At 28.8% G+C, this 15323-nt stretch carries 19 protein-coding genes; 8 read left to right on the top strand and 11 right to left on the bottom strand.

The features are described 5' to 3' along the window. Positions 1-514 precede the first annotated feature (514 nt). Genes C8N27_RS09545 through C8N27_RS09535 form a run of 3 tightly spaced genes read left to right on the top strand, consistent with a single transcriptional unit; the run spans position 515 to position 3101 of the window. Complete coding sequence (locus tag C8N27_RS09545) at positions 515-1156, top strand: DUF4159 domain-containing protein (RefSeq protein WP_121147172.1); 642 nt, start codon at positions 515-517, stop codon at positions 1154-1156. Then, positions 1140-2054 carry a bile acid:sodium symporter family protein gene (locus C8N27_RS09540; protein WP_121147171.1) on the top strand — a complete coding sequence of 305 codons (915 nt, stop codon included), beginning with the start codon at positions 1140-1142 and terminating at the stop codon, positions 2052-2054. Before C8N27_RS09545 ends, C8N27_RS09540 begins: the two co-directional genes overlap by 17 nt. Beyond that, on the top strand, positions 2055-3101 hold the full coding sequence (locus tag C8N27_RS09535) for a lysophospholipid acyltransferase family protein (protein WP_121147170.1): 1047 nt from the start codon (positions 2055-2057) through the stop codon (positions 3099-3101). On the opposite strand, the gene C8N27_RS09530 is transcribed toward C8N27_RS09535, so the two are convergent. The 4 genes from C8N27_RS09530 to C8N27_RS09515 form a co-directional block, all read right to left on the bottom strand. Next, the gene (locus C8N27_RS09530; protein ID WP_121147169.1) at positions 3082-6006 is read right to left on the bottom strand and encodes a serine hydrolase domain-containing protein; all 2925 of its coding nucleotides are present in this window, start codon (positions 6004-6006) and stop codon (positions 3082-3084) included. The genes C8N27_RS09535 and C8N27_RS09530 overlap by 20 nt on opposite strands. 70 nt (positions 6007-6076) lie before the next feature. Next, a complete protein-coding gene (locus C8N27_RS09525; protein ID WP_121147327.1) occupies positions 6077-6562 on the bottom strand; it encodes an ABC transporter ATPase in 486 nt (161 codons plus the stop codon). Positions 6563-6636: 74 nt separating this feature from the next. Beyond that, positions 6637-7464, bottom strand: a complete 828-nt coding sequence (locus tag C8N27_RS09520; RefSeq protein ID WP_099216437.1) for a 3'-5' exonuclease — start codon at positions 7462-7464, stop codon at positions 6637-6639. 90 nt (positions 7465-7554) lie between these two features. Beyond that, a complete protein-coding gene (locus tag C8N27_RS09515) occupies positions 7555-8409 on the bottom strand; it encodes a PPK2 family polyphosphate kinase (protein WP_121147168.1) in 855 nt (284 codons plus the stop codon). A 139-nt stretch (positions 8410-8548) separates the two neighbouring features. On the opposite strand from C8N27_RS09515, the gene C8N27_RS09510 reads away from it, so the two are divergent. The 3 genes from C8N27_RS09510 (at position 8549) to C8N27_RS09500 (ending at position 10245) form a co-directional block, all read left to right on the top strand. After that, positions 8549-9091 carry a flavodoxin family protein gene (locus C8N27_RS09510; RefSeq protein WP_121147167.1) on the top strand — a complete coding sequence of 181 codons (543 nt, stop codon included), beginning with the start codon at positions 8549-8551 and terminating at the stop codon, positions 9089-9091. A 78-nt stretch (positions 9092-9169) separates the two neighbouring features. Next, positions 9170-9448: a putative quinol monooxygenase gene (locus C8N27_RS09505; RefSeq protein WP_121147166.1), complete on the top strand. Its 279-nt coding sequence runs from the start codon at positions 9170-9172 to the stop codon at positions 9446-9448. A gap of 5 nt (positions 9449-9453) precedes the next feature. Continuing rightward, positions 9454-10245: a helix-turn-helix transcriptional regulator gene (locus tag C8N27_RS09500; RefSeq protein WP_121147165.1), complete on the top strand. Its 792-nt coding sequence runs from the start codon at positions 9454-9456 to the stop codon at positions 10243-10245. On the opposite strand, the gene C8N27_RS09495 is transcribed toward C8N27_RS09500, so the two are convergent. Genes C8N27_RS09495 through C8N27_RS09465 form a run of 7 tightly spaced genes read right to left on the bottom strand, consistent with a single transcriptional unit; the run spans position 10242 to position 14045 of the window. Further along, positions 10242-10997 carry a LytR/AlgR family response regulator transcription factor gene (locus C8N27_RS09495; protein WP_121147164.1) on the bottom strand — a complete coding sequence of 252 codons (756 nt, stop codon included), beginning with the start codon at positions 10995-10997 and terminating at the stop codon, positions 10242-10244. The genes C8N27_RS09500 and C8N27_RS09495 overlap by 4 nt on opposite strands. Before the next feature lie 21 nt (positions 10998-11018). Continuing rightward, positions 11019-11327: a 2TM domain-containing protein gene (locus C8N27_RS09490; RefSeq protein WP_099216431.1), complete on the bottom strand. Its 309-nt coding sequence runs from the start codon at positions 11325-11327 to the stop codon at positions 11019-11021. After that, complete coding sequence (locus tag C8N27_RS09485) at positions 11311-11652, bottom strand: 2TM domain-containing protein (protein WP_099216430.1); 342 nt, start codon at positions 11650-11652, stop codon at positions 11311-11313. The genes C8N27_RS09490 and C8N27_RS09485 overlap by 17 nt, the downstream gene beginning before the upstream one ends. Before the next feature lies 1 nt (position 11653). Next, on the bottom strand, positions 11654-11941 hold the full coding sequence (locus C8N27_RS09480) for a 2TM domain-containing protein (protein ID WP_121147163.1): 288 nt from the start codon (positions 11939-11941) through the stop codon (positions 11654-11656). Further along, the gene (locus C8N27_RS09475; protein WP_099216482.1) at positions 11931-12227 is read right to left on the bottom strand and encodes a 2TM domain-containing protein; all 297 of its coding nucleotides are present in this window, start codon (positions 12225-12227) and stop codon (positions 11931-11933) included. Before C8N27_RS09475 ends, C8N27_RS09480 begins: the two co-directional genes overlap by 11 nt. Before the next feature lies 1 nt (position 12228). Beyond that, complete coding sequence (locus C8N27_RS09470) at positions 12229-13584, bottom strand: 2TM domain-containing protein (RefSeq protein ID WP_121147162.1); 1356 nt, start codon at positions 13582-13584, stop codon at positions 12229-12231. Between the two features lie 44 nt (positions 13585-13628). After that, positions 13629-14045 (bottom strand): DUF2141 domain-containing protein, encoded by a 417-nt coding sequence (locus C8N27_RS09465; protein WP_121147161.1) that lies wholly within the window; start codon positions 14043-14045, stop codon positions 13629-13631. A gap of 151 nt (positions 14046-14196) precedes the next feature. Between C8N27_RS09465 and C8N27_RS09460 the strand changes: the two genes are divergently transcribed. Both C8N27_RS09460 and C8N27_RS09455 read left to right on the top strand, forming a co-directional pair. Continuing rightward, positions 14197-14691 carry an RNA polymerase sigma factor gene (locus C8N27_RS09460; RefSeq protein ID WP_099216427.1) on the top strand — a complete coding sequence of 165 codons (495 nt, stop codon included), beginning with the start codon at positions 14197-14199 and terminating at the stop codon, positions 14689-14691. A 6-nt stretch (positions 14692-14697) separates the two neighbouring features. Next, positions 14698-15318, top strand: coding sequence for a DUF8845 family protein (locus tag C8N27_RS09455; protein ID WP_121147160.1), 621 nt, complete (start codon positions 14698-14700; stop codon positions 15316-15318). Positions 15319-15323 lie beyond the last annotated feature (5 nt).

Below are 15323 nucleotides of genomic sequence, written 5' to 3'. Positions count from 1 at the left end.
CTTTCTTTTTATAAAAAGACAGTTCGAAAACATCCAAAATGGATGTTTTCGAACCTCTATCTCCTTATTCCAAAGTATATTTACTTAGTGAAATTAAAAAATTAGTAATTGAAAATAGTTGAAGGGGTTTTCAATTTATAATTAAGATTTCTAATAAAATTATTGGGAACACTTATTCTCAATACGAAAAAGGAAAAGCTATAGCTTAAAAACACCAATATTAATATTGGTGTTTTTTACCTTTTATAAACTAAACACACTCCATAAACAAAACAATATTAATCATGCTTTTTATAAAAAGTTGGTTTTAAAACACCTTTTTGGATGTAACTGGACTACAGATATAATAGCTTACAATATTTTTATCACATAGAATAAAAAGCTTTTTTGAAAAATTAGGGGAATTTTCATAAAAGAAAGCTTATTTATTTTTTTAAGGGGAAAAAACACCAACACATTTGTTGGTGTTTTTTATTGTTGTTTTACTATATTGCTTTTAAATTAAAGTTAATTAATGAAAAACTTCACCCTGTTTTTTTTCTTTCTATTAAACCTCAATATTTTTTCACAAGAAATAGCTATTATACAATATAATGGAGGTGGTGATTGGTATGCAAACCCTACAGCATTACCAAATCTTGTAAAGTTTACTAATCTAAACACAAAAACACAAATTGATAAAGACATACAAAGCATTAAACTTGATGATGAAACCATCCTTAACTATCCTATAGTTTTTATTACTGGACATGGTAATGTTTTATTTACAGATAATGAAGTATCAACACTAAGAAACTACCTTATTTCTGGAGGCTTCTTACACATATCAGACAATTATGGTCTTGATAAGTACATACGAAGAGAATTAAAAAAAGTTTTTCCCGAGCTAAAAATTCAAGAAATTCCTAATAACCATCCTATTTATCATCAAACCTTCTCTTTTCCTAAAGGCTTGCCAAAAATTCACGAGCATGATAAAAAGCCACCACAAGGATTTGGTTTATTCTACAAAGGAAGACTCATAGTTTTTTATGATTATGAAAGTGATTTAAGTGATGGTTGGGAGGATACCGCAGTACATAACGACCCAAAAGAAATCAGAACTAAAGCTCTACAAATGGGAGCGAACATAATAGAGTATGCTTTTAAACATTAACACTTTACAAATTGATAATATTAAGATTAATTTTGACACAGAGGCTTTATGGATGCTTAATATTGCTCTAGCAATAATTATGTTTGGTATTGCCCTAGATATAAAAATAGATGACTTTAAAAGGCTTGTTAACAACCCTAAAATATTATTTGTCGGATTATTATCTCAGTTTATTCTACTTCCTTTTTTAACTTTTGTTCTTGTTAATATTATTAATCCATATCCTAGTTTTGCTTTGGGTATGATGATGATTGCTGCTTGTCCAGGGGGAAATGTTTCTAACTTTTTTAGTAAAATGGCAAAAGGCAACGCTGCATTATCTGTCAGCCTAACGGCTTTTTCTACAATTATTTGTTTAATAATGACTCCTTTAAACCTACAGTTATGGGGTAGTTTATATGAACCTACCAATGAAATTTTAAAAAGTGTTTCCTTAAATCCTTTTGAGCTTTTTAAACTTGTACTTCTTATTTTAGGGATTCCAATAGTTTTAGGAATGCTAGTTAATCATTACCATCATGAAATGGCGAAAAAAATAAATAAGCTTTTACGTCCGTTTTCTATCTTCTTTTTCCTCTTATTAATTGTAATAGCATTGTATGATAATGCGAATATTTTTAAAAACTATATACATTTAGTATTGTTTCTCGTGATATTTCATAACATTTATGCGTTTGCTATAGGCTATGTTACCGCTAAATCTTTTAAGTTAAATAAAAAGGATTGTAAAACGATTTCTATGGAAACTGGAATACAAAATGGAGGCTTAGGTTTACTTCTTATTTTTAGCTTTTTTGACGGCTTAGGCGGTATGGCTCTTCTTGCTGCGTTCTGGGGTGTTTGGGATATTTTTTCAGGAATGATGTTAGCTACTTATTGGGGAAGAAATAAACAATAAATGAAAACACTTTTATACTACTTTTTTAAACTCTTTGTAAGAACCGGTTTATTCTTTTACTCTAAAAAAACAACAGTGATTGGTAGTGAACGTATACCAAAAAATGAAGCTGTAATTTTTACTGCTAATCATCCAAATGGTTTAATTGATCCTTTGCTCATAGCTACCCACATAAAAAGGAGAACAAACTTTTTAGTACGCGCTGCAGTATTTAACAACCCTATTATTGCTAAGTTTTTTAACTTACTTGGAATGATGCCTATATATCGTATTAGAGATGGTGTGCAACAGCTTAGTAAAAACGAAGAAATTTTTAATAAATGTCAGTTGATATTAAAAAATAACAAAACCTTACTAATCTTTCCAGAGGGAACTCATAAAAAAGATAGAACTGTTAGACCTTTAAGTAAAGGTTTTACAAGGATTATTTTTAAAACTTTAGATAATTTCCCTGACACTAAAATTAATATCGTTCCTGTAGGAATTACATATCAAAATGTATCTAGTTACCCTTCAAAAACTGCTATCCATTTTGGCTCTCCAATTTTGGCTAACAATTATTACGATAAACAAAACATAAATCAATCAGTAAAAAACATAAAGGAACTTGTTTCAAATCAACTAGAAGATTTAAGTGTTCATATAAAACAAGATGAAAATTATGAAACTATTTTGTCTACCTTAAACAATGCTCAAGTTGATTTTACCAAAGTTAATCATGTTAATGCTCTTATAAAAGACAAAAAAATACTTCCACAAAAAAAGCGCAGTATAAACTACGCTCTTCCTTTATTTCTATTAATTGTTTTAAATAGCTTAGTTCCATATTCAATTTGGAAGCTTTTAAGTAAAAAAGTAGATGAGACAGAGTTTATAGACACCTTTAGGTTTGGTGTAAATGCTATTTTATTTCCTTTGTTCTACTGTACCCAAAGCTGGGTAATTAATATCTTTTTTGGCTGGAAAATAGCTTTACTCTATTTTTTAACTTCTTTCTTACTTATTCTTTTGTACACCAAATTATCTACTACTCCGCCATCAAAATAGCATCTTGAATATCTTGCTGAATTTTAGTACGTATATTACTTTTTACTAAACCATAATTTCTCATTGTGGGATAAATTCTGTTTGATAAAAACACATATACAACACCTGTTGCTGGATCTGCCCAAGTATAAGTTCCTGTAAAACCACTATGCCCAAAACTTACATCTGACACACAACCACAGGTAGCTTTAACTTTAGGGTTTAACTGTGGTTTATCAAAACCTAAACCTCTACGTACTTTTTTGTTTGCATAATAACGCTTATTAAACTTGTGTACAGTTTCTGGCTCTAAGTACTTTTTTCCTCCATAAGAACCATCTTGTAAAAACATTTGCATAATTTTAGCTACATCATTTGCGTTTGCAAACAAACCAGCATGTCCACCAACACCTCCAAGCATTGCTGCTCCCATATCATGAACATACCCATGAACTAATTGGTGTCTGTAGTAATTATCTCTTTCAGTAGGAACGATTTCATCTTTTGTAAACTTAGTTAAAGGTAAGTAAGTCATTCTATTTGCTCCAATAGATTGATAAAACTGCTCATCAACTAGTTTATTTAATGGTCTTTTGTATTTTCTTTCTATAATTTCTTTAAAAATATAGTATCCTAAATCACTATACTTATACCCTATCCTTTTTCGTTGCTCTGAATCTACTATCTGCTTGTATATTGAATCTTTATATTCTTTAGCTAGGTATAAATTTTTAGCTACTTTTATACTAAACCTTGGTGTGCGCTTTTTTCTATAAAATTTAGTAGAGTTTTTACCTGTTATACTATCTTTAGTACCCAAGTAAAAAGGAATCCAAGAACGTAAGCGTCCGTAATGAGATAATACTTCTTTTAATAGTAAAGTATCTTTATTAGACTTACTATATCGTGGTAAAACATCTCCTAAACTTGAAAACAAACTTATTTTTCTCTCTTCTTCGGCTTTCATTATCATTGGTAACGATGCCAATATTTTGGTTAAAGAAGCTAAATCATAAATATCAGAATTTTTAACAGGATGTTTTTTTTCTAAAGTATGATAACCAAAGCTCTTATTATAAATCACTTTACCATCCTTAGCTACTAAAATTTGTCCTCCTGGAGACATTTTCTCTTGTAAAATGGTATCGATTCTTTTGTCTATAATTGAAAGTTTTTCTGATGAAACTCCGGCCTCTTCAGGAATTGTATACTGTAATACATCCAATCCGTCTACCAATAGTCCATACCCAACTTTAAACTCATTTTTTATAGATACTGGCAACTTTCCTTTTAAATCGAAAGCTCCAAAAAGAGCTTGCGCTGAAAGTTCTTGAGCTAGCTTACTATTTTGGTATGACATAACAACTCCTTCTATATTAGTAAAAGAAGGAACTTGAAGTAAACTATAAGGACTAGCAAAAACATCTAACACTACTTTATTACTTCTAGCTATTTCTTGTAACCAAACAAGGTCTTTGTTAGAAAACTTATAACTTTTCCATGGGTTTTTATTTGATTTATGAAAACCAATAACTATAAGATTATACTTTTCTAACTTCTTCTTTAAAACACTTAAATGCTTATCTGAAACTTTATCTACCTTAGTATAATTTTTAAGCATTTCATAGAAATTTGATCCATTATCACTTCCTAAAGAAACATAAGCTACTTTTTTATCCTTAAGGTTATTAATTGGGAAAATGGCTCCTTCATTTTTCAAAACTGTGATAGAGTTTTTTATCAACTTACGATGTAAAACCTCATCATAAGGACTATTTATATCTTTTAGAACATTTTCTGTAACAATAGGCTTATACTTATTCAATCCAACTAGGTATTTAGCCTTTAAAATCTTTTTAACTGAATGATTTAAGCGCGCCTCTGTTAATTTCCCTTCTAAAAGAGCTTTTTTAATCAATCTAATTGAACCTGGAACATCTTGAGGAATCAATAACATATCATTCCCTGCTAAAATTGCTGCCAAATCTATTTCTGCTGGTGTTGAGTAATTTGCAGCTCCTTTCATATTCAGTCCATCAGTAATAACTAATCCTTTAAAACCTAGTCTGTTTTGTAACAGATTAGTCACTACACTTTTTGATAATGATGATGGTAGTTTTGGATTGGTTTCTAATGCTGGAATACTTAGATGTGCAGTCATTACACTTCCTACTCCTGCTTCAAATATTTTTTTGAATGGATATAACTCTATCGAATCTAAGCGTCTTTCACTAAAATTAACTGTTGGTAATGTGTGATGAGAATCTGCTTCAGTATCTCCATGTCCTGGAAAATGCTTCGCATTTGCTAACACGCCTACACCTTGCATTCCTTTTGTAAAAGCTATAGCTTTTTCTGCTACATTTTCTTTACTCTCTCCAAAAGAACGGTTTCCTATAATAGGATTATTCGGATTTGTATTTACATCTATAACTGGAGCGAAATTCATATGAATTCCTACTCTCTTACAATGTTCTCCTATTCTTTTACCAACTTCTTGAAGTAGAATCGTATCTTTAACAGCTCCTAAAGTCATGTTCCAAGGAAAACGATATGTATTTCTTAAACGCATATCCAAACCCCATTCACCATCAAAACCTACCATTAGAGGTACTTTTGCTAATTTTTGATATTTATTGTTTAAAACTACTTGTTTATCTGGTGTTCCTTGCATAAAAATAATATTTCCTACATGGTATTTTGTAACCATACTTGAAATAAAATCCTCATGCTTTTTATCTTTATTTGAATAAGCTTGTATCATGAACAACTGCCCTATTTTTTCATCAACAGACATGCTTTTCATAATACTATCTACCCAAACATTTTGTGCTATAGAATCTTTTGCCAACAAAGGATCTACTTGCTGAGCTTGAATTATTTGTATAAAAACAAACGCTAGTACCGTAAATACTTTTCTCTTCATATTATCATACTTCTTTACAAACTTTACACATTATTGTAAAGTTTTAATTCCTTTTAAATGAAATCAATAGTTATACCAAAAATCGTGCATGCCAACTCTCATTTGCTGGCACTTCCCATTTTTTCTCAAAATCTTCTTTAGTATTTACCATATTATTAAACACAACTGTTTCTGCTGTTACTTTTTGTTCTTTGGCAAAATCTTGGAACTCTGGAAGTTTTACGATGTTAATGTTATCTCCGTCTTTAAAAGAAACATTCATTTTATCCATTAAATCTAATTCTAGCTCTTTTTCTAATTCTTGTATAAAACGTACAGAAGCATCTATTGAACACCCTGAAACGTTATTAAAATTCTCATCTACTCCCAATATTAAAAATTGATTGTACTTAATAGTAAAAGATCCTTTTAAATCATCCCCATGACGCGTCCAATTATCTATAAAAAGTAATGCTTTTGCACTAATAAATTCTATTTCTTCTTGTGTAAACTCTCTATCTGACTGATACACCCAAACTCTTGAGTTTTGAGGTAGTTTTTTATATTCTGTAAACATTTTTATAGTGTTTGTTTTCGTAATATCTAAATTAAAGAACAACTTAGATAATTACTAAAAATAAATGTTAAAGATTACCTTAAATTAAATTTTTGTTGTAAAGCTTGTAGCTTTTCTTCATCTGTCATGGTATCTTTTGGTGCCGACATTCTTTCTTTTATTTCTCGTAATACTTTTTTTGTATATAACGGAAAATCGGCATTTTGAATCCAAGCATTATATCCTGGGTTCTCTTTTAGTACTTCTTCTACAGTTCTTCCTTTATACTTTCCAAAAGAAAAGATTTCTTGGTCTTTATCATTAAATAAGATAAAACCAGCAAAATCAGCTCTTTTTCCATGTGTGGAAAACTCACTTAATGCCTCTACTGAGTTTTCTAAATCTTCATACTTCTCAACTTGTGCTAATAAGATTTCATAAGTTGCATTGGTATCTGCTTCTGCTCCATGTGCTCCTACTAACTCTTTTCCACAATAAAACTGATATCCTGCTCCTAACGTTCGTTGTTCCTTTTTATGAAAAATAGTTTGTACATCTACAGCTTTACGGTTATTCATATCGAAATCAATTCCTGCTCGTAATAATTCTTCTGCTAATAAAGGAATATCAAATCGGTTTGAGTTAAACCCTGCTAAATCAGCATCGCCAATTAGCTCATTTATTTGCGGTGCTAATTCTTTAAAAGTTGGTTCTGTTACTACTTTTTCATTAGTAATTCCATGAATATCTGATGCTTCTTTTGGTATTTCTATTTCTGGATTCACCAACCATGTTTTACTTTCTTTATTACCATTAGGAAACACTTTTAAAATAGATATTTCAACTACTCTATCTTTAGCTATGTTTACTCCTGTTGTTTCTAAATCAAAAAATACGATTGGTTTTGTTAAGTTTAGTTTCATGTATATTGTTTCTCTAGTTCGAAAGTTTTTAATATTAAAAAGTTGGTATGTTCTCTATCTATACTTTACAGCTTTGTACTTTCTAACTCTTTATTCGTTATTTAATTCTTTTTTGAATTCATCTATTTGGTCTAACACTTTCTGCGGAAGTGTAGGCTCTTTAAAATTATATTTTTCTAACTCTTCTTCTAACGTTTTTGCTACAATGTAACGTGCTGTTGGTTTATCATCAGCTGGTATTATATACCAAGGTGCGTTATCTGTAGATGTTCTTTGTAACATATCTTCATAACACTCTTGATATTTATCCCACAACTTTCGTTCCTCAAGATCACCAGCAGAAAATTTCCAGTTTTTTTCTTCAATATTTAACCTACGTAATAACCTATTTTTTTGTTCTTCTTTAGATACATTTAAAAAGAATTTTAAAATAATAGTTCCGTTTTCTGATATGTGTTTTTCAAACTGATTAATACGTTCCATTCTACTATGATAAAAAGCATCAGTTAAATCATCTAAACTTTTTACTGTCGGAATATTTTCTGCAAATATATACTCTGGATGCACTCTTGTTACCAAAACATTCTCGTAATGTGTACGATTAAAAACTCCTATTTTTCCTTTTGCGGGTAATGCTATATAATGACGCCATAAAAAATCGTGCTTCAACTCCAAATCTGTTGGTACTTTAAAACTATGTACCACTACTCCACGCGCATTTACATCTTTAAAAACTTCGCGAATTAAACTGTCTTTTCCCGCTGTATCCATTCCTTGTAAGCACAATAAAACACTATACTTACCTTCTGCATACATAGTGTCTTGTAAATCACTAATCTTTTTTCTTGATTTTTTTAGCTTTTTCTTAGCATTATCGACAACTTCTTTAGTTGAAAATTCTTTTAACTCTCTTTTTTTAGAAAATTTATAGGTATTTGTGTTCATTCGCTTTTTATATAGTATAAAAGTACAAAAATATAGAGTTTTTTAATTGATTTTTTCTTGGTTATTATCAATTATTACAATTAAATCTAAAATATTTCTTTATTTATTTTTTTGAGCTTTACTTCCAAATAAACAACAGATGAATAAAACAATTATTATACAAGCTAGCTCTAAAAGTACAGGAAACACTAATAAAGTGATTAACTACCTCAACAGTAATGAATCTTTTGATTTTGTTGACTTAAAAACCAAAAATATTGGTGTGTTTGAATACGACTTCTCTAATGCTGGTGATGACTTTATTCCCCTAATGGAAGAAATTATTAACAAGTACGACACTCTTGTATTTGCTACTCCTGTTTACTGGTATACCATGAGTGCTACTTTAAAAACTTTTTTTGATAGATTGTCTGACCTACTAAAATATAAGAAAGAGTTAGGAAGACAATTACGTGGTAAAAATATGGCTATGATTAGTAACTCATGGGCTGATGACCGTAGAAATGGTTTTGAAATGCCTTTTATTGAAAGTGCTAAATATTTAGGTATGAACTATCTTGGTAGTACTCATGCTTGGTTTACTGAAGACGGAAACGACATACATCCTGATTCTAAAGTTAAAATTAATGAATTTAGAAATATTTTAGCTACTAAAAATTTTAAGGATGTTTTAACCCGTTAGAATTTTAAGATGTCGTTTTTTTACAATTTATAAGAAACCTTTGACAGTATTTTTGAGTTTTAATTTTAATTCATCACAATGCAAAAAGTAATTATAGCTCAAATAACAATTCAACAAGGAAAAGAAAACGATTTTTTGAAATTGGCTGTAGAAATGGTAAAAACGAGTAACACTGAAACAGGATGTATTACCTATCAATTACATAAAGACCTATTTAGCGAAGGTAATTATTTGTTTTATGAAGAGTATATTGATAGCAAAGCTGTAGATGCACATAATAACTCTGCACACTTTCATCAATTTATAAAGAATATTACTCCTTTAATTACCAAAGAGCCTATTATAAATATTTATTAATTTAAATGAGTGTAAAACACTATAAGCCATCAAAATACCTATCTCCTTATATTGATAGGTATTTTGTTTGTTCTCAAACCAAAAGTCTTCCTTTAATTTTACCAGGCACTGGTTTAGAAGTACTTTTTCATATTGATACCCCTTTATCTATCAATAACAAAAAATTAGATGTTGCTCATATTATTTGTCCGAGGGAAAAATTAATTTTTGATTCAACTAACAATGTAAATTATATTTCTGTACGTTTTCATAGTGGCGGTTTTAGACATTTTACTTCCATACCTCATACACAAATTGTTAATCAATATTTGTCTGTAGAAGGAATATGGAATAATGAAGGTAGAGAGCTTTTAGAAATTCTTTATTCATTACCTAGTATAGAAGAAAAAATTAAACTAATTGATTTCTTTCTATGCAATCAATTAAAAAAACATCATTTTTCTACTATCGTTAATTGGGATTTGATAATTAAAACTCTATACAAAAACTTTAATTCAATATCTCTTCACGAATTAGCCTATCATAGTAACTTAAGTTACCGTCAATTTGAACGTCTGTTCAAACAAAAGTTTGGCGTTTCTCCTAAAAAATTTCAACGAATCACTAGGCTTCAAAAAACTGTAAAACAAGTATTGCTATCGAGTAACAAACATTATTTGTCTACTGCTTTAGATAATGGTTATTACGACCAAAGTCATTTTATTAAAGAATTTCAAAGTTTTACAAATCTTAAACCTTCCCAGTATTTTGTAACTAAAAACTTTGAAAACCACTTTTATTATAAACCTTTAAGCTAGTCAATCCAGTTTTTAAAATCTTTTACACGCTCTCTACTTACAATTATTTCTGAGTCTTCATAAGATTCTAATTTTAGTTGTAAGCGTGAGTTTGTATAAGACACAATATCTTTTATAGCATTTATATGTACTATAAATGTTCTATTTACTCTAAAAAACTGCTCTGGATCTAACTCTTCTTGCCAGTATTCTAAAGAATTATCTATCAAATAGTTTCTGTTGGAATTGGTCTGTATATAAGTTGCTTTATTTTCCGAATAAAAGCATTCAATATCTTCTGTATTAATTATTTTTAAGTGCTGTCCTACTTTTATAGTAAATCGTTTTTTATACTTTCTATCAACTGGATTAATTAATAGCTTACGAATGTCATTTATATTGACTTGAATGTTACTTTGTAAAGGTTGATGTTCTTTAAACTTATCTACAGCTATTTTTAACTCGTCTTCATCTATTGGCTTTAATAGATAGTCTATTGAATTTAACTTGAATGCTTTTAATGCATATTCGTCATAAGCAGTGGTAAAAATAATGGCTGATTTTACTATTACTTCTTCAAAAATTTCAAATGATAACCCGTCTGAAAGCTGAATATCTAAAAATATCAAATCTGGATGAGTATTATTTTGAAACCAATTAATCGACTCTTCTACTGAATGCAACATTTGCTGAACTTCTATGTTTAGTTCCGCTAACATTCTACTTAACCTTCTTGCAGCTGGCTTTTCATCTTCAATAATTATAACATTCATAGTCTGGTTTATTTTTAGCAATTATTTGTTCATATATTCTTTAATCTTTCGCTCTTCCCATTTTTTAGAAAAAAGTTTTCCTTTTGCAAAAACATTAAATCCGTGTAAAAATACTATAACTCCCCACCAAAAGAACAAATTGTAGTTGTTTATATCTAAAAAGGCCTCCATTACTGACTCATCTCCATAAACAATATCTTTATATATTCTTCTTCCTATAAAAACTAAGTTTATTAGTATATAAACCACCAAATGTTTGTAAAATTTTTTAATTTCTTCTACTCTTCTTTGAGCTCTTATATATTGTTGTTCTCTATTTAAAGTTTCCATTTTCTTTCTTTTTTAATTCATCTAGATACTCTTGTATTTTACGTTGTTCCCAATCTTTATTAAAAAACATATTGGTTCCAAATACTCCTAACCAATGAAAAAAAACTCCAATCCCCCAAAAAAGCCAAGTAGCATACACCCCAAAATTGGTTATTGATTTTGTAAAAGTTAATTTATCTTCATTCATCAATCCCATAATAATTACGACTGAAATAAATATATTCACAATTACATACGCTGCCAAGTGCCAGTAAAATCCTTTTATTTTTTCTACTCTTTTTTTAGCTAATAAATATTTATGTTCTTCTTTATAATCATTTTCCATACTAATCCTTTTTATTTAGGTATTCGTTTATCTTCTTATCCTCCCAATCTTTTCCAAAACCTAATACATTAACTCCAAAAACTAGCATCCAATGAATAAAAGTAACTAGTACTATCCCTATAACTGGAAACCAAAACCAATGATAATAAGGTGAGAATTTTAAATTCACTAAAACAATAATAATTACTGAAATTATATTTACTAAAACATGAGCATAAAACCCTTTAACCTGTTTTACTTTCTTTTTTGCTTCTAAATACTTTTTCTCTTCTGTATAATTATTTTCCATTGTTATTATTTTCTAAAAATTCTTTAATTTTTCGTTCTTCCCAATCTTTTCCTAACCCTATTTTTTCTATTCCGAAAACTCCTAGCCAATGAAAAAACACACCTATTAACATTCCTATTATTGGGTAATAAAACCAATGATAACTGGGTACAAACTTTAAGTTTATAAAAATCAAAACGGGTATAATTAGTACTGTTACTATAAGGTGAACATAAAAACCTTTAATTTTTTCTACTTTCTTTTTTGCTTTTGCGTATTTATACTCTATTGTATGATCTTTTTTCATTTTACTTATAGTTTTTATCATCATCCATTAATTCCTTAATCTTACGTTCTTCCCAGTTTTTTCCTAGGAATAAACTATAATTATTTACTTCTAAATAATGAAAAACTAGTCCTATTCCCCAACCTATCATTGGAAACCAAAACCATTGAAATTTTGAATATGTTTTAAGGTTTATAAAAATTAAAAAAGGAATGACTATACAATACGAAACTAAATTTTGGTAAAACTCTTTTAGTTTCTCTACCTTTTCTACTGCTTTTACGTAGTTACTATTCTCTAAACTTTTTGTATCCATGATACTATCTTTTATATTAATTAACAGTGGTAAACACACTGTAAATGTTTTATTGTTATTAATTATTTGAACGTTTTTATCAGTTATTAAACCGTAACGATCTGCTATATTTCTTAATCCAACTTTTGTGCTTTTTCCTATAGCTTCTTTTGGATTAATATTATTTTGAATTTTTAAGAAGCCTTCTTCTTCAAAAATCTTTATTTCTAAAGGTTTAGTTGAAGAAACTACATTATGCTTTACTGCATTCTCTAATAATAATTGAAGAGATAATGGAACTATTTTTAAATCGGGATTACTTACTTCTTCTGGAATATTAAATTGTACAGCTTCTTCAAAACGCATTTGTAATAATTCCATATACGTCTTAGCAAATTGTAATTCTTCTTGTATAGGTACTAATTCTTTATTTCGTTGCTCTAATACATACCTATATACTTTAGATAATTTTGTAGTAAATTTTTCTGCTTGCTTTGGGTTTTCACTTATTAAAGAGGTTAGTACATTTAGACTATTGAATAAAAAGTGTGGATCTATTTGACTCTTTAAGGTTTCAAACTTTGCTGTTTCTGTTTTAGCTACTATTTCATGCTGTGTGGTTTCTTGTTTTACCGATGCCTTCCAGTTTACCATAAAATCTTTTGCATGGAAAAACACAGCGATGGCTAATGAAAGTATAATTGCAAATAAATGCATCCATAAAAACTGACCTTTAAAAAAGTTATCTATATTGTTATTAAAAATAACAAAGTATTGCACGTAATGGATTAATAATACTGCCACTACAGTGTAGCTTATTGTTGTTATGATACCTGCCCAAACTCTTTGATTGGTTTGTGAAACCCAATCCCACTTTTCACTTAAGTAGTCATTAATAACTCCATTGCCTAGTCCTAAAATAAAAGAATACATTGCTGAAAACAAAAACACCAATCCAGCTTCTTTTAACGTAAATGCTTGATTTATTAAAGTAAAAACAACACCAAAAATGATTGTAAGCTTTGTACAAATCCAAATATCATTTTTTAAGTTCTTAAGTGTTTTTTTTAATGGTGTCTTCATTTCTTTTCTTTTATTTACTACAAACTTAAGTTTACCTTAGTTCATTAAAATTTAATATCGAAAGATACATCTTTATCCTTAACTAAGAATTTTGCGGCATCATATTGAGGTGGTCCAAAACGTGATAAATTATTATTTGATGCACCATAATCTTCTAAAGGCATTCCGTTAGGTTCAAAATCCATTCTATTATTATTGTTTGCATCATGAAAACAAATAATAGCATACTCACCAACAGGTACTTTTTCAAAAACCACAGTGCTTTTTCCTTCTTTTACTAGTGATTCTTTAGCTTCCAATGGTTCTTTTCTAAAGTTCTCTTTAGTGTATAAAGCGAACTTTACTTTTCCTTTGTCAGAAGTAACGTTTACAACTGTTGCTGTAATTGTTTTGTTTTGAGCTGACACTGTTTCAATAGTAAACAAAATTGCTATAACAAAAATGTGTATTAAGATTTTCATCGTGTTATTTTTTATGGTTAATTATGACACAAATATTCATCAAAGACTTTATTTCTAAAATAAAAACAAACTGAGTTGTATTATTTTTAGGATGAGCTGTAACAATTTGTATTTTTGAGCTACTTATAACATATCAACTCTACTAAACTTAGTGAAAAAAGAATTAGAAAATAAATTTTTAACTGATTTCGAAGCCAATCAAAACATTGTGCATAAGGTCTGTAGGATTTATACTACTAACCAAGAAGCTCATAATGATTTGTTTCAAGAAATTACCATTCAGTTATGGAAAAACTATAGTAAGTTCAGAGGAGATGCAAAGTTTAGCACTTGGATGTATCGAGTAGCATTAAATACTGCTATTTCTTTATACAGAAAATCAACAAGAAGTATAAAAACACAAGATTTTACAGATTATTCTTTTAAAATTAAAGCTGAAGAGTATGATGATACTGAGGAGGTACAGTTAAAAGCTCTGTATGGTGCTATCCGTAAATTAAATGATATTGATAAGGCATTAATTTTTTTATACCTAGAAGATAAACCTTACAAAGAAATCTCTGAAACTTTAGGTATTAGTGAGGTAAATGCTCGTGTGAAAATGAATAGAGCAAAAGATAAATTGAAAAAAGTATTAAACCCATAGTTATAAATGGATTTAGATTTAGATAAATATAAAAAAGCTTGGGGTAATCAATCAGAAGAAACTAACAAAGTTTCTAGGGTTGATATCTATAGAATGGCACACTCCAAGTCATCATCAATAGTAAAATGGATTTTTATTATTGGCCTTTTAGAGTTCATTTTTGTAGCTGTTATTAATTGTTTCTTTAGAGTCAATCCTAATGATTATGATGCTTTAAAAGGTCATTTTATAGGAAATTACATGCTCGAAATTGAGATACTTTCTTATTTAATAATCATTTATTTCTTAATACGTTTTTATAAAAACTACAAAAGTATTTCTACTTCAGATAACACTAAAGTTTTAATGTCTAAAATTTTAAAAACTCGTAAAACAGTTAAAGCTTATGTTTTTATTAATTTAAGTTTTGTTTTTATTGTTGCCCTTATTACCATAACTCAAACCCTTTTAAACGAAGAGCATGCTCATACTGCTACTTTTTATATAACTGTAATTGTTGTTTCTATTTTCCTTATAATTATAATTATAGGTCTATATTGGTTATTTTACCAACTACTATATGGTATTTTACTACGAAAGTTGAATAAAAACTATAAAGAGTTAGCGAAGCTTGAACAAGTAAATTAAAAAAA

Origin of the sequence: Tenacibaculum discolor (assembly GCF_003664185.1) — a bacterium.
In the GTDB taxonomy this organism is placed as follows: Bacteria; Bacteroidota; Bacteroidia; order Flavobacteriales; family Flavobacteriaceae; genus Polaribacter; species Polaribacter discolor.
Note: the sequence above shows the minus strand (reverse complement) of the source record. Positions and strands in the feature narration are given on the sequence as shown.